Genomic DNA, 25,085 nt, shown 5'->3' on the forward strand with positions numbered 1-25,085 from the left:
GCCCGCGCCTTTAGACGCGAGCCCGGGGCCCGTGGGTTATACCCTAAGAGCAAACCACCCTTTTTAAGGGTGGTTCTGATGACTATGCAAGGGTGCGCATCATAAAAAACCGAGCCCTGCACATAGTGGCGCAGAACTCGGCGAACGGGTGAGCGGTCAAGGATAGGTTTTAAGGCATGTCCCAAAAATCTACTTGAGGAGGAAGTCGGAGAGGGGAATGGTGCGGGCCTCGCGATGCTCGGGATCGGCGATGTGGTCGGCAGGATAGCCACAGACGAGCATGTGATAGGGATAGACGCCCTCGGGCAGGTTGAACTGCTCCTGTGCCACCTCAGGCTTAAAATGGCATACCCAGCACGTTCCCAGGCCCTGCTCGGTGGCCTCCATCATCATCTGATCGCACACTATGGACGTATTGATTTCACTGGAATTCATCTGGTCATACGGGCGCACCCAAGCGTCATCGGTAACGCTGCAAATAAGGAAGACAAGCGGAGCCCCAAAGATAGACCCATCACGAGCAAACCGAGGCTGACAAGCAGCAGCCTTCTCCAGAAGCTCAGGCGTATCCAACACCATCACACGGGTTGGATGATTATTGCAAGCAGAAGGAGCAATACGCCCAGCCTCAACAATGGCATCCACCACAGCCTGCTCAACTGCCCGATCCTCAAAAGAACGACAAGAATACCGACCCCGAGCCAAATCCAAATAACTCACAACCAAGCCCTCCAAATTCAGCGTATCAACCCAAAGTAAAACAAAGGGTACCCAAAGCCCCATCCAGCCAAACGTTTAAGGCAGTCCCAAAGTTCCCAATCGGGCTCAAAGGCCCTGCCAACAAAAGCCCCATCACTTTCAAAGTATCAGCCAAAGTTCCCAATGGTGGTACGTAAGGGAGCGGGCCCGAGCACTAATACCTTTTGAACGACTCTGCTTGCAGCCGGAGTGAAAAAGGTATTAGTGGTCGGGCCCGCGACCGGTGGGACACGTACCCCCAATTAACTGTTCTTCATGACAATCGAATCTACGACATCGGCCACATTCTCACAGCAGTCAGCGCAGTACTCCAGGAAGGCGTACACGTCACGCCAAGCGATGACCTCGAGCGGGTCCTTGCCGTTAACGTGCAGGTTGCGCATGGCGTTGATGTAGAGCTCGTCGGCCTCGGACTCGATGGTGTTGATTTGGATGACGAGCTCGCGCAGCGTTTTGGACTTGCGGTAGTTGGGCAGCTCGACCATCAGGTCCTTCATGGCGCGGCAGGCATCGGTTACCTTGTGAGCGATGACGATGGCATCGGGGTGGATGCTCTGGATGTTGGTGAAGTAGACGCGCTGCACGACGCCTTCGATGCGGTCGAGTACGGTGTCGAGCGAGCAACTCATCAGGTCCAGATCCTCGCGCTCAAGCGGGGTGATAAAGGCGGTGAGCAGGGCGTCTTCGAGCTCATGGTGCTTCTTGTCTGCCGCATGCTCAATCGCATGCATCTTATCGAGCATGTCATGGATTTGCGTGGGGTCGAAGTTCTCAAAAATCTTGGTGAGCAGCTCGGCTGCCTGAACGGCGAGGTCAGCGCAGGCAACGTAGTTATCAAAGTAGAACGAATCGGGTTTCTTTGCCATGGGTGGGTCCTTTCGAGGCGAAGACGGGTGGGCGAAGCATTGCAGTCCGGATGGACGCTCGGTTTGACTAGATGAACATCATGAACAGCTTGGCCATGACAAAGCTGATTAGTCCGCAGGCGGGGAAGGTGAAGAACCAGGTGAACATCATGTCCTTGACGACGCCGAAGTTGATGGCCGAAAGGCGCTTGACGGCACCGACGCCCATGATGGCGCAGGTCTTGATGTGCGTGGAGGACACGGGGATGCCGGTAAGGGTGGCAAGCAGCAGGTTTGCGGCGCCCGCGAGGTCGGCAGAGAAGCCCTGGTACTTCTCGAGCTTGACCATGCTCTGGCCGACGGACTTGATGATGCGCTCGCCGCCCACGCTGGTGCCGATACCCATGGTGGCCGAGCACAGCAGCATGATCCAGATGGGGATGCCGGCGTCGCCGACGCTCGTCTGGCCGTTGGCGAAGGCCACGCCTAAAAAGAGCACGCCGATGAACTTCTGTCCATCCTGCGCGCCGTGCATAAAGCTCATGGCCGCGGCGCTCGCGATCTGAGCGTATTTAAAGAAGACATTGGCACGTCGCCTGTTGGCGGCGGCGAAAAGAATCGAGACGAGTTTGCACAGGACCCAGCCCATGACAAAGCCCAGGCCGATGGAGAGCGCCAGGCCGTAGATGACCTTCATCCACTCGTGGACGTTGACGCTGCTCGCGCCGCCGAGGGCGATAGCGGCACCGGTCAGGCCGGCGATAAGGCTGTGGCTTTGCGAGGTGGGGATACCAAAACGCGACGCTGTGGCGCCGTAGACGACGATGGAGAACAGCGCCGCGCAGAGGCACGCGAGCGCCATGGTGCTGTTTCCGCCAAAGTCGACGATATGCGAGATGGTATTGGCGACGCTCGCGTTAAAGTGCGTCATGATGAGCACACCGAGGAAGTTGAATGCGGCGCTCATGAGAATGGCGGCGCGGGCGGGCATGCAACGCGTAGTGACGCAGGTCGCGATGGCGTTGGGCGCGTCGGTCCATCCATTGACGAAGATGGCGCCCAACGCGAGGATCACGGTGACGGCAAGGACTGGGTTCGACACAATTTGGCCGAGGAAGGTTGAGAACGTTACGTCCATATATGGGCTTTCTCGAAGTTTGCAGACACGTTACAAAAACATGATAAATCGTATCACCTCCTGTGGGTTTCTTTACCGAGTTCTGATGGGAGCAGTGAATTTTTTGGCACTAAAATTGAATATTAGCCCTGTTGACCGCGGGTGTTCTTTTTGCTAACACGCCATGCGGACACGTGCGATTACTACGACACTCCAAAACCACAGTCTGTTCGCTTTACAACATGCAAACATGCGTTCGATAATAGGAGGCATGGAATATCGACAGACAGATGGCAAAACTCGGCGCGTGCACAAGCAGTATGTGGACGTCGTGGCTCGCATCCTCGCGGGCGGACAGGTCGTGCCGGTCACCGTCTGCTGGGTCGACGGTCGTTGCTTTACGATTGACGAGATTGTCTCGACCACTGGGTTTGGCCTGACGGTTCACGGCATCCGTACGGCAACCTATAAGGTGCGTTTTGGCGGGCACGCGACCGAGTTGTATCTGGAGGACCAGACGCGCGAACGACCAGATGGTTCGCAGGCCCATCTGATGCGTTGGTGGGTGTGGGCATTCGACCGTACGCTCGAGGGCGAGCGCCGTGGGTAAGGACGTACGGCATTCGGGTACAATGACAGGAATCTTGTCACCTGCTGCGCCGTCTTTCACGGCACTTTTTGAAAGGACGAACCTATGAACGATATCCAGGGCTATCAGAACGGCCCCGTCGAGAGCGGCGCAAGCCGCGCCAAGGAGATGTCGCCGCGCGCGTACAATCTCGCCATGTCTGCCCTGATCTTCTTGGGCTTTTGCGCCATGGGCGCCGGCGCCTACTTTACGAGCACCATGTCGTTTGCGCGCATGATGATGAGCGGCGCCGCCCTGCCGCTGGTCTTTGGCTCGTTTATTTTGACCATCGTCGGCATGGTCATGATGTCGGCCGCCGCCAGCAAGCAGTCCGTGGGCCTGTCCCTTGTGGGCTACGTAATCTTTGCGAGTACCTTTGGCCTGACCGCGTCGTTTGGCCTTGCCAACTACGACCTGCCCACCATCAACACTGCCTTTATCGCCACGGCCGCCATCACCTTTGTCTTTGGCGCCTTGGGCGTGACGTTCCCCAAGTTTTTCCAGCGCGTATATGGCATCGGTTTTGGCATTCTGCTCGCAACTATTCTGGTTGAGATCGTGCTGATGTTCATGGGCGTCTCGCAGACCATCACCGACCTGATCGTGATCGTGGTGTTCGCCGGGTTTATTGGCTATGACACCTATGTTGCCACGACGGTGCCGCCCACACTGCCCAATGCCGTGCTTATGGCCTCTAACCTGTTCGTGGATATTATCAACGTGTTTTTGCGCATTTTGAACATCCTCGGCCGTCGCGATTAAAGCGCGGCATTGCGACGCTTCCTGCCGGACACGGTAAAACGATGCGAAAGGCGGTCCTTCGGGGCCGTCTTTTTTGTGCGCGGCGGGGTATCATGGATGGGAAAAGCCGATAGCGGCAGCGACAGGAAAGGTGGCCACGTATGGCAGACGTCGACAACAGGAACCGTAACCGCAGGTCCAACCGAGCGGGTCAGCCCAATCCCAAGCGCGAGGCCCGTGCCAAGGCCGCCGAGCGTCACGTGGCAACTGTGTCCGAAGCGTGCGCCAAGGATATCGAGCGTTCGCTTGCCGGTGTTCGCGAGTTTGACGGTATGCCTGCCGGCTTTGTCGCGGCGATGAAGGCCAAGGTTCAGAGTGCTGTGGCCACCGAAGAACAGGTTGCCGAGGACGTCGAGGGCGCGGAGGCTGCCGAGGTCGAGGCAGCTCCTGAGCCCGTCGAGGAGCCTGCCGAGGAAATCGCCGAAGCTGAGTCCGCGCCTGCTGAGGAGCCTGCTGCGTCCCTGCCTGAGGTCACCGTGCTCGATGCCTCCGCCACGCAGGCCATCTTGGACAACGGTCGTGGCTATGCGCAGTTCTGCGACATGGCCGTGCTCGCCTTTGCCTCGTTCACCAACCCGGGCGGTGGCTATATTCAGGGTTATCTGGGCCAGGAGGCCACACTGTGCGCCGATTCGTATCTGTACAACGTTCTCGATAAGCAGCGCAAATGGTACGGCGAGAACCGTCGCCGCAACATCAACTGCGAGCTCTATCGTAACCGCGCCCTAGTGGTGCCTGCGGTGCGCTTCGACCGCAACCACGTGCATGCATACGCCGACGTGATCGTGGCCGCCGCGCCCAACGTTAAGCGCGCCCGCCAGGAGTATCGCGTGAGCGACGATGCTCTGCTGGATGCCCTGCGCGACCGCATTCGCTTTGTGCTTGCCATCTGCGACGAGCTGGGTCGCGAGAAGCTCGTGCTGGGCGCTTGGGGCTGCGACAACAACGGCTTTGACGCCGAGGCCGTGGCCGAGCTCTTCCGCAAGGAGCTCGCGTCGGGCGACTTTAAGGTCAAGCAAGTCTTCTTTGCCGTGCCTTCTACGCGCTGGGATGAGGATTTTGCCAAGTTCGAGCACGTGCTGGCAAACTTCCCCGAGCGCAACGAGGAGTCCTATGCCCAGGTTGCCGCTCGCGCTGCGGCAGCTCGCGCCGCCGAGCAGACCCAGGCTGCTACCGAGGATGATGAGGACGAGGACGATTGGCGCAAGTACCTGTAATTGGTACGTGCTGACAGATAGGTCGAGCCGGCGGGAGAGGCTGCTTCCGTCGGCTTTTTACTGAGCGAGGGGCTTACGATGAAAAACGTTCTATGCTTTGGCGACAGCAACACCTATGGTTACGATCCGGCGGGCATGCGCGACGGCACCGCGGTGCGCTATGCGCAGGATGTGCGCTGGTGCGGCGTGGCCCAACGTGACTTAGGCGAGGGCTGGCATGTAATTGAAGAAGGCCTCAACGGCCGCACGACGGTACGCGACGACATGTGCCATCTGGACACCAATCTTAACGGCATCCGCGCACTTCCGATGCTGCTCGAGGCCCATAAGCCGCTGGACGCCATTGTGATCATGCTGGGCACCAACGACTGTAAGACGGTCTTTAACGTGACAGCTTCCGATATCGCCCGTGGCGCCATGGCGCTGATTCGCGCCGTCCGCGCGTTTCCGTGGACCGACGCTGCGCCTTGTCCGCGCATTCTGCTGATGGCGCCTATCAAGATTAAGCCGCAGATCGCCGACGTATATATGACCGATTTTGACGAGCATTCCGTAGAAGCCTCGGAACATTTTGGTGAGTACTACGCGCATGTGGCTGAGCAGTTTGGCTGCGACTTTTTGAATGCCGCCGACTTTGCCGAGCCGGGCGATATCGACTATCTGCATATGATGCCCGAAAGCCATGAGAGCCTGGGTCACGCCGTGGCAGCCAAGCTCCAAGAGATGCTCGGAGAGTAGCGCGACCCCAAGCCACCACAGAAGTTCCCCTTGTGGTGGCTTGTTTCGTTGCTTTGTCTCGATCTGTGACAGTTGTAAGGCCGAAAACGGGCTAGATGTTACAGATTAAGATTATTTAGGCCGATATCGGTCGTTTGTCTCGATCTGTAACATCTAGGGTCGATTTTGCCGAGTTACTGTTACAGATCGAGATTTTCTTCTCTGCGGAATTTGAATGTCTCAATCTGTAACAGGTGAGCCGAAAAATGGGCTCTAACTGTTACGGATCGAGATGTTTGTGGGAACCACCGCAAAGGTGCCTGTCCCCTTTGCGGTGGTTTTGGGCTGCAAATCTTAATACTGCCACATGTGATTGACGGGGCCGGAGCCTTTGCCCATGTTCAGGCCGGCGGCCAGAGCGCCTGTCAGGTAGGCCTTGCCGGCGTTGACGGCATCGGCAAGATCCATGCCCTGGGCCAGCGCGCAGGCGATGGCGGACGAGAGCGTGCATCCGGTGCCGTGCGTGTTGTCGGTCTCGATGCGCTTGTGGCGGAACCACGTGGTGAGTGGATCTCCAAGATGGTTGCCCTCGTCATCGAGTGGCGCGGGTTCGGCCAGTACATCGTTGGCCTCGTTGACAAGATGCCCGCCCTTAACGAGGGATGCGCAACCAAAGCGGCGGGTGAGGAGCATGGCAGCATTTTGCTGCGTGCGCTCGGAGTCGACCTCGTAGTCGAGCAGGGCCATGGCCTCGGGAATATTGGGCGTGATAACCGTCGCTAGCGGGAACAGGCGGCGGGTGAGCGCCTCGGCGGCATCTTCGGCAATCAGCCGTGCGCCCGAGGTGGCTACCATGACGGGGTCGACTACCACGTTTGTCGCGTTCCAGGCGCTCAGGCGGTCGGCGATAACATCGATAATCTCGGCAGAAGAAACCATGCCAATCTTGACGGCGTTGGGGCGGATATCGTCAAAAACGGCGTCAATTTGCGCGGCTACGATATCTGGCGAGATATCCTGCACGGCGGTAACGCCCAGGGTGTTTTGCGCTGTGATGGCGGTGATGGCCGTCTCGGCATACAGGCGGTGCGCCGTGATGGTTTTGATGTCGGCCTGAATGCCGGCGCCACCGCTGGAATCGGATCCCGCGATGGACAGGACGGCAGGTACCTTACTACGATCCATGTTCGCTCCCTTGTTCGGTCGGAATCAAATGGGTCTTTAAGCCAGCATTATAAAGATGCCCGGGCCGACTCTATGCCGAACCCGGGCGGGCGATGCAATCTCTACGCAAGTGTAAGTAAATGTTCACAAGTCAACAATTGACAGGCACCAGCTCGCCGCCAGAAGCGGCCGCGGCGACAGGGTTAGTCCTCCATGCCGAGGTCGATCGTGGTGCCCTCGAAGATCTTGTTGACGGTGCGGACGGCGCACATCTTGCCACACATGGTGCAAGTGCCCTCGGTGGCGGCGGGGGACTCCTCGTAGCGCTTCTTGCCCGTAACCGGGTCGAGCGCGCACTTCCACATGGCGTCCCAGTCGAGCTTGCGGCGTGCCTGGCCCATCTTGTCGTCCATGTCGCGGGCGTGGGGCACCTTTTTGGCGATGTCGGCGGCGTGTGCGGCAATCTTGGTGGCCATGAGGCCGTCGAGCACGTCCTGGGCGTTGGGCAGGCACAAGTGCTCGGCCGGCGTCACGTAGCACAGGAAGTCGGCGCCGGAGCTGGCGGAGATAGCGCCGCCGATGGCAGCGGTGATGTGGTCGTAGCCCACGCCGATATCGGTCACCAGCGGCCCGAGCACATAGAACGGGGCGTTGTGGCACAGGCGCTTCTGCAGTTTCATGTTGGCGGCGATCTCGTCGAGCGCCATGTGGCCCGGACCCTCGACCATAACCTGGACGCCGGCGGCCCATGCGCGCTTGCACAGCTTGCCCAGCTCGATCATCTCGGCGGTCTCGGTGGCGTCGTTGGAGTCGTAGAGGCAGCCCGGGCGACAGGAGTCGCCGAGCGAAATCGTCACGTCGTACTCGTGGCAGATTTCGAGCAGCTCGTCGTAGAACTCATAGAACGGGTTCTCGTTACCGGTGACCTCCATCCAGCCAAACAGCAGCGAGCCGCCGCGGCTCACGATGTTCATGAGGCGGCCGGTCTCCTTAAAGGTCTTTGTGACCGACTTGTTGATGCCGCAGTGGATGGTCATAAAGTCCACGCCGTCCTCGGCGTGCGCGCGCACGACCTCGAACAGGTCGTCCTTGGTAAGCTTGACCAGCGGCTTTTCCATGTAGCCGATGGCGTCGTACATGGGGACGGTACCTACCATGAGCGGCGTCTCGTCGATGAGCTGCTGGCGGAACTGGCGCGTCTTGCCCGAGTTGGAGAGGTCCATGATGGCGTCGGCGCCAAAGTCCTCGGCGATCTTGACCTTCTTCCATTCCTCGGCGGCATCGGCCTTGTCGCCCGAGATGCCCAAGTTCACGTTGACCTTGGTGGACAGGCCCTCACCGACGCCAAAGGCGCGCATGCCTTTTTTGATATGCACGATGTTGGCAGGAATGGCGATGCGGCCGTCGGCCACGCGCTCGCGGATGTACTCGGGGTCGCGATGCTCGCGCTCGGCGACCTCCTTCATCTGCGGTGTGATCTGCCCGGCGCGGGCGAAGTCGATTTGCGTGACGAGCTTGGGCTCGGTCTGTGTGCTCATTGGCACGGCTCCCTTCGTTGGCATTACCCATATCAGGTTTGCGGGTCAGGGCGGGCGCGCCCAATCTCAGCCTGCCGTCTTGTCCTGCAAGCCCCCCGTTTATGTAATGGGCTCAAGTATAGCTCGAATGGGTACGATTGGCCTAACGAGCGTGCCTGTGAGGAGGCGAACATGGAAGACAAGCATCTATATCGAGAGACGCAATGGGATGTATCGGCCGAGGAAAGCCGTGCGCACCATGGCCTTGTCGCGATCGGTTTTGCGGTGCTTGCCGTGCTGGTGATTGCCTTTTGTATCTGGACGTTTGGTGGTCGCGGCGGCGCTGCATGGGAGTTCGAGGCTGATGATAGCCTACCGATTATGACGGTGAGGAGTACTGGCGGTAATGCCAATACGCTCGCCGTTCCGGGCGATTATTGGTACCCGTGCGATGAGTTTGTGCAGTTGCAGCTGAGTGGTGGGTCTATTCCTGGTGAGGAAATCGAACGCGTGACGTATGATGCGACGTTCAAAACGTTGACGGTGAAGCTCAAAGATCAAGGGGATGTGCCCACGACGATGGATATCGCGCTGACGGAATGGCGCCTGGAGCCCCCGTCGGGTGTTGCGGTGTCCGAGGTCGAGCACGTCAAGATTGTCTATCAGGACGGTTCGACAAACGGGATTGCAAAGGCCGACGGTCTAGCAGAATAGGTGTCGAGCCTAGCAGCCAATTCATAAAAGTTGCGGTGGAATAGTTCCTGATTGTGCGAAAAAGGCTCAAATAGGAATTATTCCACCGCAAGTTATATAGAGAAGGCTGAGCGGGTCAGTGTTGGGTGCCGGCTCTAGAGCATCTGTTCGTTGATGAACATGAGGGTGCCTAGGTATGAGAGCTCGGGGACGTGGCGATAGCCGATGTTGAATGCGGTAAGTTCGCTTGCATCCTCGAGCTTGTTTTCTGCCATCCACCGCACCATGGAGCCGCGCGCCTTTTTGCTGGCGGTCGACCGTTGGATGGGCTTCCCGTTGCGGATACCCTCGCCAAAGAGGCACGTGACGGCTGTGGCGTCGCCCGCGAGGTGGGGCAGAACGGCTTTGGCATACTCTACGCTGGCGAGGTTGACGATCGTGGTGTTTGAACCTGCCGGGGCGATAGCCCGCGCGAGCTTATCGCTCCAAAATGCGTAGAGGTCTCGGGTACCGTCGACGACAAGCTTCGCGCCCATCTCCAGCCGATACGGTTCGACGGCATGAAAGGGACGAACGCACCCGTAGAGGCCGGAGAGGATCCACAGATGGTCTTGCAGCCATGCGAGCTGTGCGGAATCCATCACCTCGGGTGCCATGCTCTGGTATTGAATGCCGTGATAGGACATGACGGCAGGGGAGAGGTGACGGGCGAGTGCGGGATTGTCGAGATCGCCGCTTTTCAGGATGGGCCAGAACTCATGCAGTGTGTTGAGGCAAGGTCCCAGCAGTTTGTCACTCACGTTCCACAGCGCCTGCAGGCCGCCGCTGCCTTCATTCCGCTCGATATCTAGCAGTGCGCGGTGGAGGCGAGCCGTCTCGCGCACAAAGGGTGGGATGCCCAGGACTTCAAAAGCATCTTGGGCCGCGCGCATCTGCTTGGCGGGCGAAATGATGACCTGCAGCATGGACTCTCCTCTGCCAAAAAAGTTGCGGTGGAATACGGTCTGTTTTGGCCGTTTATGGGCCAGTTTAGTCCGTATTTCACCGCAACTGATGAAGGACTAGTTAGGCGCGCTCGAGGAAGGCCTTGTAGCCGCGGTAGGCCTCGTAGATGTCGGCCTTGTTGGCGACCTCCCACAGGGCGTGCATCGACAGGACGGCAACGCCGGAGTCGATGACGTTCATGCCGTACTTGGCCATGATGTAGGCGATGGTGCCGCCGCCGCCCGCATTGACGCGGCCGAGCTCACAGGTCTGGAAGTCCACGCCAGCCTCGTCCATGATGTCGCGGACGAGGGCCACGTACTCGGCATCGGCGTCGTTGGAGCCACCCTTGCCGCGGCTGCCCGTGTACTTGTTAAAGCACAGGCCGCGACCCATAAAGGCGGCGTTTTTGGTCTCGAACTTGCCAGCGTAGCCCGGGTCGAAGCCGGCGGACACGTCGGAGGAGAGCATGCGGCTGCGGGCGAGTGCGCGGCGCAGGGCCAGCGGGCTATCCTCGCCGGCGAGCGTCATGATCTCGGCGACGGTGTTCTCGAAGAAGCGGCTCGTCATACCGGTGGCACCCACAGAGCCGATCTCCTCCTTGTCGACGATGAGCGTGATGCTCGTGCGCTCCACGTTGGCGACGTCGATTTGGGCAAGCATGGAGGGGTAAGCGCAGACGCGGTCGTCGTGGCCATAGCCCAAAATCATGGAGCGGTCGAGGCCCATGTCGCGGGCGGGACCGGCGGGCACGACCTCGATCTCGGCGGAGAGGAAGTCCTCCTCCTCGACGTCATACTGCTCCTTGAGGATGTCCAGGAACATCTGCTTGACGGGCTCCTTGGGGGCGTCCTTGTCGTCCTCATCGAACTTGACGGGGCGACCACCCACGATCACGTCGAGGATCTCGGCGTCGACGGCATCTTTGGCGGGCTTGGACATCTGCTCGCTCGAGAGGTGGATCAGCAGGTCGGAGATGGTAAAGACCGGGTCGTCGGCCTTGTCACCGATGTTGATGTCGACGGTGGTGCCGTCCTTTTTGCAGATGACGCCCACGAGTGCAAGCGGGGAGGCCACCCAGTGGTAGCTCTTGACGCCGCCGTAGTAGTGCGTGTCGAGGTAGGCCATGTCGCCGGCCTCGAAGGCGGGATTCTGCTTGAGGTCCAGGCGCGGCGAGTCCACGTGGGCGCCCAGGATGTTAAAGCCCTGCTCGAGCGGGGCGGTGCCCAGGTTGACGAGCATAAGGTCTTTGCCGTGGTTGGCGGCGTATACCTTGTCGCCGACCTTGAGCACGCGGCCCTCGGCAATCACGGTCTCCAGATTGACGTAGCCCGCCTCCTCGGCCATCTTGATGCCGGTCTTGACGCACAGGCGCTCGGTCTTGTTCTCGCTCAAAAACTGCTTATAGCCGCGGCAAAGCTCCTCGAGCTCCTCGACTTGCTGTGGCGTGTACTTTTTCCATGCGCAGGGACGCTCCATGACGCAGGCTCCTTTCGGATCGATCGTGCTGGTTGATGTACCGTGAGCCATCGTATCACGCGCGGGCTCACGTTGGCGGGGGAGCTTGATGTGCGGTGGCCGCGGGGCGGGGAGCGTGTAAACTGGTGTGAGCAAACCGTGCCCAGCCCAAAGCGAGGTATTCAATATGTCTGACAAGCGCCGCACCTTTGCCGTCATCGACGGCAACTCGCTCATGCACCGCGCCTTCCACGCCGTGCCGCCCACCATGAACGCGTCGGACGGTCGTCCCACCAACGCGATTTTTGGCTTTTTGAATATGTTCCTCAAGATGATTGACGCCTTTAATCCCGACGGTGTGGTCGTGGCGTTTGATAAGGGCAAGCCGCGCGTGCGCATGGAGATGCTGCCGCAGTATAAGGCGCAGCGCCCGCCCATGGACCCCGACCTGCACGCGCAGTTCCCTATGATCAAGGAGCTGCTCACCGCGCTCAACGTGCCGATTCTGCAGTCTGAGGGCTGGGAAGGCGACGATATCCTGGGAACCATGGCGCGCCTGGGTGAGGAGGCCGGCTGCGACATGCTACTGGTGACCGGCGACCGCGACATGTATCAACTCGTGACCGAGCACGTCAACGTGGTCTCGACCCGCAAGGGCCTGTCCGACGTGGCGATTATGACGCCCGAGAGCGTGGACGACCTGTATCACGGCATTACGCCGGCGCTCGTGCCCGATTTTTACGGTCTGAAGGGCGATACGTCGGACAACATACCCGGCGTACCGGGCATCGGCCCCAAAAAGGCGAGCGCGCTCATTGCACAGTACGGCAGCTTGGACGAGGTCATCGCGCATGCCGACGAGGTCAAGGGCAAGATGGGCGAGAACCTGCGTGCACACATCGACGACGCGCTGCTGAGTCGCAAGGTGGCGACCATCCGCACCGATGCACCCGTTGAGCTCGATTTTGAGGCGACGTCCTTCCCGGCGTTTTCTGCCGATGAGGTTTCCGCGGCGCTGGGTACGCTTGGTATCACCGCCATGCAGAACCGTTTCTTGGCGCTGATCGGCGGCGAGGGCGGGGCTGCTGCTGCCTCCAGTGTGTTTGAGATACCTGCGATGGTTCGCGCAGCCGCCGGCGATGCTGACGCGCTTGGTGCCGTTGCGGCTGAGGTCTCCCGCGCGATTGATGCCGGCGAGTGGGTCGCCGCCGTGGTGGACGACGACAAGGAAGAGGGCGCGCTCTTTGGACTGACGCGCACGCTGTGGTTGGCGACGTCCAAGGGCCTGTTCGCGCTCGAGGAGGGCGACGGCGGTACCACTGCCGTAGTCGATGGCTTCAACTTCGCCCACGGCGTGATTGCCGGCGTGCTTGCGCGTCTGTTTATGGAGGGTCGCGTGGCGAGCCCGGATATGAAGGCGTTGTTGCACGAGCTTTCGCCTATCGATTCCTCTGAGCCCGAGCTCATGGATCCGCTCGCTGCCGATTCCACCCGTATCTTCGATACCGTGGTGGCGGCCTACTTGCTGGATTCCGACCGCTCCGAGTTTGACGAGGCGTATCTTGCCGATACCTATCTGCAGATGTCGCTGCCTGCTGCCCGCGGCGCGGAAGGCGCCGGCGAGGACGCGCCTGTACCCGCTGCTCGCACGGCGGCCCTGACGCTGGCGCTCGTGGCCCCGCTGCGCGACCGCATGGCGCGTGAGAATGCCGCTAACGTGTTCGATGGCATTGAGATGCCGCTCGTGCCGGTGCTTGCCAAGATGGAGCGCGCGGGCATGCTCGTGGACCCCGACCGTCTGCACAGTCTGTCCGAGGGTCTGGCGACCCAGATCACCGAGGTCGAGCGCAGCATTCGCGACCTGGCGGGTGACGAGACCTTTAATATTGGTAGTCCCATGCAGCTGTCGCATGTGCTCTTTGATGTGATGGGGCTTCCGACCAAGGGTCTCAAGAAGACTAAGCGCGGCTACTATTCGACCAACGCCAAGGTGTTGAGCGACCTTGCGCGTGACCACGAAATCGTGCGTCTGATCTTGGACTGGCGTGAGAAGTCTAAGATCAAGTCCACCTATCTGGATACGCTGGGCCCGCTACGCCGTGGTGACGGCCGTGTGCACACCACGTACAACCAGACCATCACCGCGACGGGGCGTCTGTCTTCGAGCGACCCGAACCTGCAGAACATCCCGACGCGCTCGGAGCTGGGGCGTACCGTCAAGACGGCGTTTTCGGCAGGCGAGGGCAGCGTCTTTTTGGCGGTGGACTACTCGCAGATCGAGTTGCGTCTGCTGGCGCATCTCTCGGGTGACGAGCACTTGGTGCGCGCCTTTAACGAGGGCGAGGACTTCCATGCCGAGACGGCGGCGCGCGTGTTTGGAGTGCCGGTGTCCGAGGTGACACCCGACCTGCGCAGCCGCGCCAAGGCCGTGAACTTTGGCATCGTGTATGGTCAGCAGGCCTACGGCCTGTCGCAGTCGCTGCATATCTCGATGGCCGAGGCGCGCGACATGATCGACCGCTACTACGAGGCCTACCCGGGCGTGCGTACGTTCCTCGACAACGTGGTGGCGCGCGCCAAGCAGACGGGCTACGCCGAGACCATGTACGGCCGCCGTCGTCATATTCCGGAGCTCAAGGCCAAAAATCCGCAACTCCGCGGTTTTGGCGAGCGCACGGCCATGAACCACCCCATGCAGGGCACCGCCGCCGACATCATCAAGATCGCGATGGCCCGCGTAAGCTGCCGTCTGGAAGAGGAGGGCTTTGCCGCTCACATGATCCTGCAGGTACACGACGAACTGGACTTTGAGTGCCCCATCGACGAAGTCGAGCGCCTAACCACCATGGTTCGCGACGTCATGGAGCACGTAGTAGACCTCCGCGTACCGTTGATCGCCGAAGCCAGCACCGGCATAACCTGGGCCGACGCCAAATAAAGACGTATCGACAACTCCAAAGTAACCAAAACCAGAAGGGGGCTCCTTACCAACAAGGAGCCCCCTTCATCCAAATATATTCAGCTAAGTATCTAGACACTCAAGACGCCATCTAGGCGACATGAACGAATATGTAGCCATGCCCGGCGCCGGCCGTTTGATTTTTGTAGATTCCGCACGAGCCGAAGAGCACTAAATGTGCTCTTCGAGCGAGCCCAGGACCTGACCGAGCGAAAAGTTAACCCATGCCACCCGGCCAGGTCCGACGAGCCACGTTAACGAGCCGCCAAGATGGCGTCGATGAGCGTCAGTACGCCCCCGTCGTTGTTGCTCGGAATACGCCACTTGGCATGCGCGTTCATGTGCTCCTCGGCATTGTCCACGATAAAGCTATGCCCGACGCGCTCCAGCATGGGGATGTCGTTGTACGTATCGCCCACGGCAGCGGCGTCGGCGATATCGATGTCCAGGCGCTCGCAGAGATGAGCCACGCCCGACCCCTTGTCGACGCCCAGATTCATAAAGTCGATCCACTCGCGGCCCGCATTGGTGACGTAGAGTCGGTCCGAGAATGCCGGGTTGTAGTCCTCGCGAAACGCCGGCTCGGCATCGTAGGCGGGGAAAAAGATTGAGATCTTATTGGACTCGATATCAAGGCCCTCAAAGCTGTCGACGTAGTTGATTGTGTTGTAGTACACGCTGATCTCGTCGTGGTACTGATGGTCGCGGGCGAGCACATAGAACTCGTCGTAGCAGCACAGGACGGGAACGGCGCGCGGGTCCTCCGAGGCACGAACGAGCACCTGCTGATACAGCGCCACATCGATGTTGCTCTTATAGATATAACTGCCGCGATAGATGACGCAGGCTCCGTTGTCGGGACAAAAAGCAAGGCGGTTCTTAATGCTCTCGAACATTTCCTCGAGTTTGGGGGCAGGGCGTCCGCTGGCGGGGCAGAATACAATGCCTGCGTCGGCGAGCTTGTCCAGGCGCTCATCAAGACCCTGCGGCAACACGCGCTCGTCGGTGAGTAGCGTCTTGTCCATGTCGACGGCGAGAATCTTAATGTTTCCGATATTGGTGTCCGATTCGTAAGTTTGCATAAAAGCGCGCCTTTCGTTTCGAAATTGTTTCAGACGTTATAACCATCAACCAGTAACCGAGCGTATTGTCGCAGGAACGGAGCGTATTTGCACTGCAATTCACAAAGTAATGAAAAAACTTTTCAGAAATTTGAATTTGTCGCTTGTGCTGCTGGCACTTTAGCGTAATATAGCGAATATCGAAAACGGAGACGGAAAAACAACCGCTTACCGAGGAAAAGGTACCGTTTACGATATATGAATTGCGCCCGGCGATAGGTGAAAGGAGAGGCAGATGCAGTTCGTAAAGATCATCACCACTGCAGACAATGCCATCCGACGCCAGCGCGCAATTTCCCGACGACGATAACAATCGTCTCTGTCCCCATGGGGCGAATTGCCTCAACAGAGTCATTTTGAGGTCGTTGGGTTTTAGCACGATATTGCTGCATGTTTCTAGGGCATGTATGTGCTGATTTTTGCTATTTAACCTGATATTGCACGGTATTCGACCTTGAAATGACTTGCAACTGACCGATGTTCTAACTAGCTACCAAGGGCGAAAGGAAACAGCCATGAGCAAGGAAAAAGTCGTTCTCGCATATTCCGGTGGTCTTGATACATCCGTATGTGTCAAGTGGCTCCAGGACGAGAAGAATCTCGATGTCGTTTGCGTCTGCGGCAACGTGGGCCAGGAGGAGACCGGCCTGGACGCCAAGAAGCAGAAGGCGCTCGACCTGGGCGTTCTTGATTGCCAGGTGCTCGACCTGCGTGACGAGTTCTCCGATGAGTTCCTGACCAAAGCCATCGCCGCAAACTCCATGTACGAGAATAAGTACCCGCTGCTCTCCGCCCTGTCTCGCCCGCTGCTTGCCAAGAAGCTCGTCGAGGTCGCTCACGAGTTTGGCGCGACCTACGTCGCCCACGGCTGCACCGGCAAGGGTAACGACCAGGTTCGTTTTGAGGCTGCCGTCAAGGCCCTCGACCCCGAGCTTAAGGTTATCGCTCCGGTTCGCGAGTGGGATCTGAAGTGCCGTCCCGACGAGGTCGCCTATGCTCACGCCCACAACGTGCCGGTTCCCGAGGGTGCCAACGACAACCCCTATTCCATCGATGATAACCTGTGGGGTCGTGCCATCGAGTGCGGTCACCTGGAGGATCCCTGGAACGAGCCGCTCGACGACGCTTGGGTTATGACCAAGAACCCCGAGGACACGCCGGACACTCCGACCTACACCGAGATTGAGTTTGAGGCCGGCAAGCCTGTCGCCGTCGACGGCAAGAAGATGAAGCTCTCCGAGATCGTCATCGCCCTCAACAAGATCTCCGGCGACAATGGCTTTGGCCGTCTCGATCTGGTCGAGGATCGCCTGGTGGGCCTTAAGAGCCGCGAGTGCTACGAGGTTCCCGGCGCCCTGACGCTCATCACCGCCCACAAGGCGCTCGAGGACATCTGCGTCGAGGGCGACCTGCTCAAGACCAAGATCAAGCTCGAGCAGGATTGGGCCACCGCCGTGTACAACGGCCAGTGGTACAGCCCGCTCAAAAACGCGCTCGATGCCTTTATGGCCGATACCCAGAAGTTCGTGACCGGCACTGTCCGTCTGAAGTTCTTTAAGGGCAACTGCCATGTCGTCGGCCGCAAGAGCCCCTTCAGCCTCTACGACTACGGTCTGGCTACCTACGACCGCGACACCACGTTTGACGAGAAGGCCAGCGCCGGCTTTATCGAGATCGATACGCTGTCGCTCAAGACGTGGGCAAAGGTCCAGGGTCCCAGCTCCGCTGCCGCCCAGGCCTAACGCCTCCTTTCCTTGGTATCCGCGCGGCCCATCCGCGTGATACAAAACGGGCGCACGGGGTCCCTACCTTTCGTTATGCTTACTGACACTTCTTAACATCGGTGGCCCCTACGTTCCGCCCGCATATATGACGCCGCGCCTGCGGCTGAGTCCGAGCCCCGCCGGGGTTGTCCGGCGGGGCTCCTTCTATCAATTTGGCGGCTCTGTGCCTATATATATGAGGAGTATCCATTATGTTCAACGCTATCGCGCATGCCTTACTTGCCCTCGCGCCCGAGTTCGATGCTGCAAAGGTCGAGGACGTTCCTATGAGCCTAAAGGCCTGGATCGATGGTTCGCAAGGCAACATCCGGAGGGAGACGTTGGGCGCCAAGTGCCTGGTGCGTCACTTCTTTGCAAATTAGCAACATGGTCCCGCGCACGGTGGAGATTGTGTAAAACTAGCGGTTGAAAAATCGCTTTAGCGACATGGCGCATTGCTTTGGGCGCTTGTTTTGGTATTTGGAGAAAGGGGACGGTTCCATGGCTCTTTGGGGCGGTCGTTTTGAGGCGGGCGTGGCCGAGGTCACGCAGGAGTTTGGCGCGTCGCTGCCGGTCGACAAACATCTCTATAAGCAGGATATCGCCGGTTCTAAGGCGCATGCCAAGATGCTGGCGGCCCAGGGCATCATCAGTGCCGAGGATGAGCAGGCGATTGCCGAGGGCCTGACCGGAATCGAACAGGATATCGATGCCGGCAACTTCACCTTCGATATCAACGACGAGGACATCCATATGTCCATCGAGAGCGAGCTGACGCGTCGCATCGGCGAGGCCGGCAAGCGCTTGCATACCGGACGTTCGCGCAACGACCAGGTGGCGACCGATACGCGCCTGGGCGTCAAGGCGTTGGCCAAGGAGCTCATGGAGGCCAACCTGCAGTTGCGCCACGTGCTGGTGGATGCGGCCAAGAAGTACGACAAGGTGATTCTGCCGGGTTACACGCACATGCAGCATGCTCAGCCCGTGCTGCTGTCACATCATCTGCTGGCGTATTCCTGGATGTTCGCGCGCGACTTTACACGTCTGAAGGCCGCCTTTGATGCCGCCGACAACTGCCCGCTGGGTGCTGCCGCGCTTGCCGGTACGAGCTATCCGCTCGATCGCCAGATGACGGCTGCCGAACTTGGCTTTGCGGGCGTGATTCCCAACTCGCTCGATGCGGTTTCCGACCGTGATTTCCTGCTCGATCTGCATTACGCCGGATCCGTCATGGCGATGCACCTGTCGCGTCTTTCCGAGGAGATCGTGCTGTGGTCGAGCTCCGAATTTGGCTTTATCACGCTTTCAGACTCCTACTCCACCGGCTCGTCTATCATGCCGCAGAAGAAGAACCCCGACTTTGCCGAGCTTATCCGCGGCAAGAGCGGTCGCGTGTACGGCAACCTGGTGCAGCTGCTGGTAACCATGAAGGGCTTGCCGCTTGCTTATAACAAGGACTTGCAGGAGGACAAGGAGAGCGCGCTCGATACCGCCCATACGCTCATGCAGTGTCTGTCGGTTATGGCCGGTATGATTTCGACTTGGACCGTCAACGAGGATGCCATGGCGCGCGAGTGCGGCGTGGGGCACCTTGCCGCCACCGATGTTGCCGATTACCTGGCTAAGCGTGGTCTGCCGTTCCGCGAGGCACATGCCGTGGTGGGCCATCTGGTCCTGATGTGCGAGAAGCGCGGCTGCAATCTTGAGGACCTGCCGTTTGAGGTGTTCCAGGAGGCAAGCCCGCTCTTTGAGCGCGACATTACCGAGGCGCTCGACATCCCGTCGATTGTCGCCGCGCGCACGACCGAGGGCGGCACCGCCCCTGCCGCCGTTGCCGTGCAGCTGCAGCGTGCCGAGGCGCAGCTCGTGGCCGACGAGGGCGTGTTTGGATCGCTGACTAAGGTCGTCGAGATGGGTCACGGGGCAAAGTAGAGGTTTGGCTGAAGCCGTTTTGGCCATTTATTGAGGAATCGTTTTTGCTTTACGGGCGTCTGCTGTTGTGGGCGTCCGTATTTTGTTGCTATGGGGGAGGGGCTTGTCGAGAACTTCTGTAGGACCTTTGGGCAGGTTGTGAAGGGGGTACGTTCGCGGGCGGCAACCGACCGTCTGCTCTGTTCGATGCGGTTGATGGGCAGTCGGATGGTACTCTAATCGGGCTTCGAAACAGAAGTGACACATATGGAGCGCTTTAATAAATTGCAACGTTTCAATAAACAGCTTTTTGTTTAACTGCAGCTAAAACTCTGTTACGATGCAGTCCAGGCGGGTGCCGGAATGGGACTTGGGCACGCGCGAACCTACTTGAAAGGCTACCTTATGGCTATCGAGAAGACCTTCATCATGATTAAGCCCGACGCCGTGCGCGACCGCAAGATCGGCGAGATTGTTGCTCGCATTGAGCGCAGCGGCCTTGTCATCGAGCGCATGGAGATGACCACGCTCGAGCGCGCTACCGTCGAGGAGCACTACGCCCATCTGGCCGACAAGCCCTTCTTTGGCGGTCTCTGTGACTTTATGACGAGCGGTCCGGTCGTCAAGATGGTCGTTTCCGGTCTCTCCGCTGTTGCTAAGATGCGCACCCTCATGGGCGCTACTAATCCGCTTGACGCTGCTCCTGGTACCATCCGCGGTGACTTTGCCGTCGATGTCAACGCCAACGTGATCCACGGCTCCGACTGCCTGGAGAACGCCGAGATTGAGATCAAGCGCTTCTTTGGCTAAACCAGCTTTGACTCCTTAAAGCTGTTAGCGTGTGGCTTGGGCGCCGCGGAACTCCATCCGCGGCGCCCTTTTATTCCAAAATCTATGAAGGGGCCCGCTCGGTCATGAGTTCCGAGCGGGCCCCTGCTGTTAGCTTGTGGCACTGAGTGGTTTAGGCCTCGTCGACGACCTTGAGGCCGCGCGTGTGGTCGATCTCGTTGAGGAGGTTAACGCGACGCTCGTGACGACCGCCCTCAAACTCGGCGTCGAGCCACTCGTCGACAATCATCTTGGCGAGCTCGGAGCCCACGACGCGAGCACCAAAGGCGAGCACGTTGGTGTTGTTGTGCATGCGCGAGAGCTTGGCGCTGAAGGGTTCGGAGCACACGACGGCGCGTACGCCCTCGACCTTGTTGGCAGCCAGACTAATCCCGACACCGGTTCCACAGATGAGGATGCCCAGGTCGACGTCGCCGTTGGCAACGGCCTTACCCACCTTGTAGCCGGCGATGGGGTAGTCAAAGCTCTCGGAGGTGTCGGTGCCAAAGTTCACGACCTCGCAGCCGCGCTCCTTCAGGTGCTCGGAAATGATGTTCTTGAGCTCGACGGCGGCGTGGTCGTTACCGATACCGATCTTCATGGATGGTTCCTCTCTTGTCTGTGCGGCGCAAATGCTAAAGGTGTTTACCGCGTTCGACTGCATGATAGCGCGACTTTTGCGTAAACGCTCGAGCGTTTTTTGGTCAAACGCTTTAGCATGCGACAAGACCGGTTTCTCATGAATGAATGCCGTCAGTTTGCGCCTGAATGCCGTCTACCGGAACCTGGGTTGCGGTTTTTGATGCATTGTTATCAAATAAAAGAGCTAATTATTATTGAGAGCCCAGCCCGTTATACAAGTAGGAGATACCTATGCCTGCCGATTCCCTTCGTGATGCCGCGTTTTGCGATGTTTTGAACCGCGAGCTTGTCTGCGCGCTCGGCTGTACCGAGCCCATTGCCGTTGCCTATGCAGCGGCACTGGCGAGCCAGACGCTCGGTTGCGAGCCCGATCATATGGATGTTGCCTGCTCGGGCAACATCATCAAGAACGTCAAGAGCGTGACCGTGCCCAACTCGGGCGGTATGCACGGTATTGAGGCCGCGGCCGTGCTGGGTGCCGTGGGCGGCGACGCTAAGAGCGCGCTCGAGGTGCTCGAGAGCGTTAACGATGAAGACCGCGCTCGCGTGGCCGAGCTCCTCGCCGACGCCGGCTACTGCGATGTGTCGCTTGTCGAAGGTGTGCCCAACCTCTACATCAAGGTGACTGCGACGGCCGGGGGCCATACCGCGGTCGTCGAGATTACCGATCACCACACTAATGTCACGTGCCATACGCTCGATGGTATTCCGGTATGCGGCAAGTCGGCGGGGGAGTGTGCCGCCTGCGCCGAGCGCGTGGTGGCCGAGCGTGCGGCGGATAAGGCCGATGCCCCTATGAGCATTGAGTCCATCATCGACTTTATCGAGGACGGTGACATTGAGGACGCCCGCGCTGCCGTTGAGCGTCAGATTGAGCTGAATGGCGCAATCAGTGCCGAGGGCCTTGCGCACGCTTGGGGCGCCGAGGTGGGTCGTACGCTGCTGGGTGCTCGTGCCGATGACGTCGCCTGCCGTGCCCGTGCCCGTGCGGCCGCCGGGTCCGACGCCCGCATGAACGGCTGCGCGCTGCCGGTCGCCATTGTGTGCGGCTCGGGCAATCAGGGCATTACCTGCGCATTGCCCGTCATGGAGTATGCCGAGTACCTGCGTTGCGACCACGAGCGCCTGGTGCGCGCCGTGATGCTGTCCGATCTTATCGCCGTGCATATCAAGAGCTATATTGGTGCGCTCTCGGCGTTTTGCGGTGCTATTTGCGCCGCGTGCGGCGCCGGCGCTGCGATTACCTGGCTGTGCGGTGGCACGCGCGAGCAGATTGGCGCGACGGTCTCGAATACGCTCGGTAACGTGGGCGGCATCGTGTGCGATGGCGCCAAGGCGAGTTGCGCGGCTAAGATTTCCGCTGCCGTTGATGCTGCGATTCTGGGCCACGATATGGCCATGCAGGGCCGCGGCTTCCGCGCCGGCGAGGGTCTCATTCAGGATACCGTCGAGCAGACGATTGCCAGCATGGGCTACGTGGGCCGCGTGGGCATGAAGGACACCGACATCGAGATCCTCAACATCATGATCGGCAAAACCCAGGTCTGTTAAGACAGTTCGTCGGCTACTTGGTGCTCGTAGAAGGCCTCTACTACGGCGTTAAAGTCGCGGGCGAAGTCTTCCATGGTTCCGCGCCAGGTGGCTCGGCTGGGCTTGCCCTGGCCCACATAGGCGGTTTGGATGCCGCAATCGGGGGACGGGAAGTCGCGTTTGGGATCGTTGCCCACCATAAGGACCTCTTGCGGCTCGAGCCCCATCACCTGAAGCTGCTCTAGATAGTAGGTGGCATCGGGCTTGCAGCGGGTGGCGTTTCCCATGTGCGTCACGAGCTCAAAGGGGGCGTCGGCCAGGTCGCCCCAACCCATGCGGCATTCGATGGCCCCCTGCGGAAAGCTGGGGTTGGTAAAGAGCGCGCAGCGCAGCCCAGCGTCCTGCACGGCCTGAAGTGCGGCGTGTGCGCCCGGCATAGCATGGGCGTTGATGACGTCGTCATTCTTGTGGGGAAGAACTTCTCGATCGTAGTAGGTAAATGCCTCGTAGATCATGGGGTCGGAGAGGCAGATACCACATCTGCGCTCGACCTCGGTCTGGTAAAACTCAAGATTGGTGCGATTGTCCGTGCCGCTGCGGCGATTGGCATTGAGGTCGACCAGGATGGTGCCGAGACGCGCCATCGTGCCACCACGGCTGCGACGTCCGATGTCCGCGAGCATCGAAGAGACATCCTTAAAATAGCGAAGGATGAACGCGTTGAGGTTGATGCTAAGAAGCGTCTCGTCCATATCGAAAACGACTGCTTTGAGCACGCGGGCACCTTTCTCGAAAAATCGATCTAGAATCGTTGGCTCCGGATACTTTACCCCAAAGCCGAATGCCTGGCTGGTTATCGTCAAGTTGCGGAGACGTGTGTTCATAAGATTACGAAAAAGTCTCCACACGAGTAAAAAATCGCAGTTCACGCTTGAAATCGAACTCATTTCCCCGTAACCTATACGAACGTGATTGCATAAGCGTCACATTAGTATCTGTCGGCTCCCGAGTGTTCCTAAACGTTGTGTGCTTGTCGCACCCTTCTGTAGGTCCTAGCAATCGGGGCCCCGTAGTTCGAAAGGGGTCCACCTTTGAGTGAGATTCAGAACTCGTCCATTTTCTCTCTTGACGATGTCAACGAGGAGGAGATGAACAACCTCATCGACGGTACGATTACCGACTTTGATGAGGGCGATCTCGTTAACGGCACTGTCGTTAAGATCGAGCATGACGAGGTGCTCGTTGACATCGGATTCAAGTCCGAGGGCGTTATCCCGGTCCGCGAGCTGTCCATCCGCAAGGACGCTAACCCTGCAGACATCGTTGCACTCGGCGATCCCATCGAGGCTCTGGTTCTCCAGAAGGAGGACAAGGACGGTCGTCTGGTCCTGTCCAAGAAGCGTGCCGAGTACGAGCGTGCTTGGAACCGCATCGAGGAGAAGTTCAACTCCGGCGAGAACGTCGAAGGCGAGGTTATCGAGGTTGTCAAGGGCGGCCTGATCCTCGACATCGGCCTGCGTGGCTTCCTGCCTGCTTCCCTCGTCGACCTCCGTCGCGTCAAGGACCTCACCTCCTACATGGGCACCCGCATCGAGGCCCGCGTTATCGAGATGGACCGCAACCGCAACAACGTCGTCCTCTCCCGTCGCGTCGTGCTCGAGGAGTCCCGTAAGGCCGAGCGCTCCGAGATCCTGTCCAAGCTCAAATCTGGCATGCGTCTCCAGGGCACCGTTTCCTCCATCGTCGACTTCGGCGCCTTCGTCGACCTCGGCGGCATCGACGGCCTCATCCACATCTCCGAGCTCTCCTGGAACCACGTCAACCATCCTTCCGAGGTTGTCAAGGTCGGCCAGGAGGTCGAGGTCGAGGTTCTCGACGTCGATCTCAACCGCGAGCGCATCTCCCTGGGTCTCAAGCAGACCACCGAGGATCCGTGGCGTGCACTGGTCAAGAAGTACCCCGTCGGCGCTATCGTCGAGGGCACTGTGACCAAGCTTGTCCCGTTCGGCGCTTTCGTCGACCTGGGCGAGGGCATCGAGGGCCTGGTTCACATCTCCGAGATGGCCAACAAGCACGTCGATCAGCCTTCTCAGGTCACCCACGTGGGCGACAAGGTTCAGGTCAAGGTCATGGAGATCGACCTCGACCGTCGTCGTATCTCCCTGTCCATGAAGTCCGCTGCTGAGACTCTGGGCGTCGAGATCGAGGTTACCCCGCTTCCTTCCGAGAAGAAGGACGAGGAGACCGACGCCGAGTAAATCGGTTTGACGATCACTTGTTTTAAGGGATCCGTCCGTAATGGACGGGTCCCTTTTTGCATTTGGTGCCGAGATACGCGATGCTGCCCATGCTGTACACAGGCTATTTGGTTGTCGGTGCATGAAAAAATGCCGACATCCCGCCTCGGGGAGGAGGCGGGAACGCACCGAGT

22 protein-coding genes are annotated in these 25,085 nt (G+C 59.3%); 12 read left to right on the forward strand and 10 right to left on the reverse strand.

Translation table 11 applies throughout. From position 1 onward, the window contains the following. Positions 1-189 precede the first annotated feature (189 nt). The 3 genes from GPK42_RS03865 to GPK42_RS03875 all read right to left on the reverse strand — a co-directional run bounded on the left by GPK42_RS03865 (position 190) and on the right by GPK42_RS03875 (position 2,742). Complete coding sequence (locus tag GPK42_RS03865; protein WP_215693650.1) at positions 190-720, reverse strand: nitroreductase family protein; 531 nt, start codon at positions 718-720, stop codon at positions 190-192. Between the two features lie 281 nt (positions 721-1,001). Further along, on the reverse strand, positions 1,002-1,625 hold the full coding sequence (locus GPK42_RS03870) for a DUF47 domain-containing protein (protein ID WP_195919441.1): 624 nt from the start codon (positions 1,623-1,625) through the stop codon (positions 1,002-1,004). Between the two features lie 67 nt (positions 1,626-1,692). Next, positions 1,693-2,742: an inorganic phosphate transporter gene (locus GPK42_RS03875; protein WP_117803364.1), complete on the reverse strand. Its 1,050-nt coding sequence runs from the start codon at positions 2,740-2,742 to the stop codon at positions 1,693-1,695. A gap of 250 nt (positions 2,743-2,992) precedes the next feature. Between GPK42_RS03875 and GPK42_RS03880 the strand changes: the two genes are divergently transcribed. From GPK42_RS03880 to GPK42_RS03895, 4 genes are all read left to right on the forward strand, one after another. After that, positions 2,993-3,331, forward strand: coding sequence for a hypothetical protein (locus GPK42_RS03880; protein WP_006234236.1), 339 nt, complete (start codon positions 2,993-2,995; stop codon positions 3,329-3,331). Between the two features lie 84 nt (positions 3,332-3,415). Then, entirely contained in the window at positions 3,416-4,111 is a 696-nt protein-coding gene (locus tag GPK42_RS03885; RefSeq protein WP_055286094.1) for a Bax inhibitor-1 family protein, read from the forward strand. 140 nt (positions 4,112-4,251) lie between these two features. Continuing rightward, positions 4,252-5,367: a TIGR02452 family protein gene (locus tag GPK42_RS03890; RefSeq protein WP_215693652.1), complete on the forward strand. Its 1,116-nt coding sequence runs from the start codon at positions 4,252-4,254 to the stop codon at positions 5,365-5,367. Positions 5,368-5,445: 78 nt separating this feature from the next. Then, a complete protein-coding gene (locus GPK42_RS03895; RefSeq protein WP_117843475.1) occupies positions 5,446-6,105 on the forward strand; it encodes an SGNH/GDSL hydrolase family protein in 660 nt (219 codons plus the stop codon). A gap of 333 nt (positions 6,106-6,438) precedes the next feature. Here GPK42_RS03895 and thiD read toward each other — a convergent pair whose 3' ends face one another. Together thiD and thiC are read right to left on the reverse strand one after the other, a co-directional pair. Further along, positions 6,439-7,269 (reverse strand): bifunctional hydroxymethylpyrimidine kinase/phosphomethylpyrimidine kinase, encoded by an 831-nt coding sequence (thiD, locus tag GPK42_RS03900; RefSeq protein ID WP_215693654.1) that lies wholly within the window; start codon positions 7,267-7,269, stop codon positions 6,439-6,441. Between the two features lie 182 nt (positions 7,270-7,451). Further along, positions 7,452-8,786: a phosphomethylpyrimidine synthase ThiC gene (gene thiC / locus GPK42_RS03905; protein ID WP_117820371.1), complete on the reverse strand. Its 1,335-nt coding sequence runs from the start codon at positions 8,784-8,786 to the stop codon at positions 7,452-7,454. 171 nt (positions 8,787-8,957) lie between these two features. Between thiC and GPK42_RS03910 the strand changes: the two genes are divergently transcribed. Further along, entirely contained in the window at positions 8,958-9,479 is a 522-nt protein-coding gene (locus tag GPK42_RS03910; protein ID WP_006234163.1) for a hypothetical protein, read from the forward strand. Between the two features lie 134 nt (positions 9,480-9,613). On the opposite strand, the gene GPK42_RS03915 is transcribed toward GPK42_RS03910, so the two are convergent. Continuing rightward, complete coding sequence (locus tag GPK42_RS03915; protein WP_215693656.1) at positions 9,614-10,423, reverse strand: YaaA family protein; 810 nt, start codon at positions 10,421-10,423, stop codon at positions 9,614-9,616. 100 nt (positions 10,424-10,523) lie between these two features. Next, entirely contained in the window at positions 10,524-11,921 is a 1,398-nt protein-coding gene (locus GPK42_RS03920; protein WP_215693658.1) for an aminopeptidase, read from the reverse strand. Positions 11,922-12,087: 166 nt separating this feature from the next. Between GPK42_RS03920 and polA the strand changes: the two genes are divergently transcribed. Beyond that, entirely contained in the window at positions 12,088-14,838 is a 2,751-nt protein-coding gene (polA, locus tag GPK42_RS03925; RefSeq protein WP_215693660.1) for a DNA polymerase I, read from the forward strand. A gap of 275 nt (positions 14,839-15,113) precedes the next feature. On the opposite strand, the gene GPK42_RS03930 is transcribed toward polA, so the two are convergent. Beyond that, positions 15,114-15,941 (reverse strand): Cof-type HAD-IIB family hydrolase, encoded by an 828-nt coding sequence (locus GPK42_RS03930; RefSeq protein ID WP_215693662.1) that lies wholly within the window; start codon positions 15,939-15,941, stop codon positions 15,114-15,116. 554 nt (positions 15,942-16,495) lie between these two features. Between GPK42_RS03930 and GPK42_RS03935 the strand changes: the two genes are divergently transcribed. From GPK42_RS03935 to ndk, 4 genes are all read left to right on the forward strand, one after another. Further along, positions 16,496-17,722, forward strand: coding sequence for an argininosuccinate synthase (locus GPK42_RS03935; RefSeq protein ID WP_035138001.1), 1,227 nt, complete (start codon positions 16,496-16,498; stop codon positions 17,720-17,722). Between the two features lie 233 nt (positions 17,723-17,955). Beyond that, positions 17,956-18,126, forward strand: a complete 171-nt coding sequence (locus GPK42_RS03940) for a hypothetical protein (protein WP_158551289.1) — start codon at positions 17,956-17,958, stop codon at positions 18,124-18,126. Between the two features lie 118 nt (positions 18,127-18,244). After that, positions 18,245-19,675, forward strand: a complete 1,431-nt coding sequence (gene argH / locus GPK42_RS03945; RefSeq protein WP_215693664.1) for an argininosuccinate lyase — start codon at positions 18,245-18,247, stop codon at positions 19,673-19,675. A gap of 384 nt (positions 19,676-20,059) precedes the next feature. After that, the gene (gene ndk, locus GPK42_RS03950) at positions 20,060-20,464 is read left to right on the forward strand and encodes a nucleoside-diphosphate kinase (protein ID WP_006234152.1); all 405 of its coding nucleotides are present in this window, start codon (positions 20,060-20,062) and stop codon (positions 20,462-20,464) included. Between the two features lie 151 nt (positions 20,465-20,615). On the opposite strand, the gene rpiB is transcribed toward ndk, so the two are convergent. After that, complete coding sequence (gene rpiB / locus GPK42_RS03955; RefSeq protein WP_006234151.1) at positions 20,616-21,083, reverse strand: ribose 5-phosphate isomerase B; 468 nt, start codon at positions 21,081-21,083, stop codon at positions 20,616-20,618. Between the two features lie 272 nt (positions 21,084-21,355). Between rpiB and GPK42_RS03960 the strand changes: the two genes are divergently transcribed. Then, positions 21,356-22,675, forward strand: coding sequence for an L-cysteine desulfidase family protein (locus GPK42_RS03960; protein WP_215693666.1), 1,320 nt, complete (start codon positions 21,356-21,358; stop codon positions 22,673-22,675). Here GPK42_RS03960 and GPK42_RS03965 read toward each other — a convergent pair. After that, on the reverse strand, positions 22,672-23,430 hold the full coding sequence (locus tag GPK42_RS03965; RefSeq protein ID WP_338404327.1) for an HAD family hydrolase: 759 nt from the start codon (positions 23,428-23,430) through the stop codon (positions 22,672-22,674). The two genes, GPK42_RS03960 and GPK42_RS03965, sit on opposite strands and share 4 nt — an antisense overlap. A gap of 315 nt (positions 23,431-23,745) precedes the next feature. On the opposite strand from GPK42_RS03965, the gene rpsA reads away from it, so the two are divergent. Beyond that, positions 23,746-24,912 carry a 30S ribosomal protein S1 gene (gene rpsA / locus GPK42_RS03970; RefSeq protein WP_022095232.1) on the forward strand — a complete coding sequence of 389 codons (1,167 nt, stop codon included), beginning with the start codon at positions 23,746-23,748 and terminating at the stop codon, positions 24,910-24,912. The last annotated feature ends 173 nt before the right edge of the window (positions 24,913-25,085 follow it).

Origin of the sequence: Collinsella aerofaciens (assembly GCF_018785265.1) — a bacterium.
Taxonomy (GTDB): Bacteria; Actinomycetota; Coriobacteriia; order Coriobacteriales; family Coriobacteriaceae; genus Collinsella; species Collinsella aerofaciens_AI.

What these genes read in the sequence shown, in the direction of transcription:
- GPK42_RS03920 (WP_215693658.1), bottom strand. Translation starts at nt 11,921, where the DNA reads ATGGAGCGTCCCTGCGCATGGAAAAAGTACACGCCACAGCAAGTCGAG.
- GPK42_RS03915 (WP_215693656.1), bottom strand. Translation starts at nt 10,423, where the DNA reads ATGCTGCAGGTCATCATTTCGCCCGCCAAGCAGATGCGCGCGGCCCAA.
- GPK42_RS03960 (WP_215693666.1), top strand. Translation starts at nt 21,356, where the DNA reads ATGCCTGCCGATTCCCTTCGTGATGCCGCGTTTTGCGATGTTTTGAAC.
- argH (WP_215693664.1), top strand. Translation starts at nt 18,245, where the DNA reads ATGGCTCTTTGGGGCGGTCGTTTTGAGGCGGGCGTGGCCGAGGTCACG.
- GPK42_RS03910 (WP_006234163.1), top strand. Translation starts at nt 8,958, where the DNA reads ATGGAAGACAAGCATCTATATCGAGAGACGCAATGGGATGTATCGGCC.
- GPK42_RS03870 (WP_195919441.1), bottom strand. Translation starts at nt 1,625, where the DNA reads ATGGCAAAGAAACCCGATTCGTTCTACTTTGATAACTACGTTGCCTGC.
- GPK42_RS03890 (WP_215693652.1), top strand. Translation starts at nt 4,252, where the DNA reads ATGGCAGACGTCGACAACAGGAACCGTAACCGCAGGTCCAACCGAGCG.
- GPK42_RS03940 (WP_158551289.1), top strand. Translation starts at nt 17,956, where the DNA reads ATGTTCAACGCTATCGCGCATGCCTTACTTGCCCTCGCGCCCGAGTTC.
- thiC (WP_117820371.1), bottom strand. Translation starts at nt 8,786, where the DNA reads ATGAGCACACAGACCGAGCCCAAGCTCGTCACGCAAATCGACTTCGCC.
- GPK42_RS03880 (WP_006234236.1), top strand. Translation starts at nt 2,993, where the DNA reads ATGGAATATCGACAGACAGATGGCAAAACTCGGCGCGTGCACAAGCAG.
- rpiB (WP_006234151.1), bottom strand. Translation starts at nt 21,083, where the DNA reads ATGAAGATCGGTATCGGTAACGACCACGCCGCCGTCGAGCTCAAGAAC.
- GPK42_RS03885 (WP_055286094.1), top strand. Translation starts at nt 3,416, where the DNA reads ATGAACGATATCCAGGGCTATCAGAACGGCCCCGTCGAGAGCGGCGCA.
- GPK42_RS03875 (WP_117803364.1), bottom strand. Translation starts at nt 2,742, where the DNA reads ATGGACGTAACGTTCTCAACCTTCCTCGGCCAAATTGTGTCGAACCCA.
- thiD (WP_215693654.1), bottom strand. Translation starts at nt 7,269, where the DNA reads ATGGATCGTAGTAAGGTACCTGCCGTCCTGTCCATCGCGGGATCCGAT.
- GPK42_RS03930 (WP_215693662.1), bottom strand. Translation starts at nt 15,941, where the DNA reads ATGCAAACTTACGAATCGGACACCAATATCGGAAACATTAAGATTCTC.
- GPK42_RS03895 (WP_117843475.1), top strand. Translation starts at nt 5,446, where the DNA reads ATGAAAAACGTTCTATGCTTTGGCGACAGCAACACCTATGGTTACGAT.
- polA (WP_215693660.1), top strand. Translation starts at nt 12,088, where the DNA reads ATGTCTGACAAGCGCCGCACCTTTGCCGTCATCGACGGCAACTCGCTC.
- GPK42_RS03935 (WP_035138001.1), top strand. Translation starts at nt 16,496, where the DNA reads ATGAGCAAGGAAAAAGTCGTTCTCGCATATTCCGGTGGTCTTGATACA.
- ndk (WP_006234152.1), top strand. Translation starts at nt 20,060, where the DNA reads ATGGCTATCGAGAAGACCTTCATCATGATTAAGCCCGACGCCGTGCGC.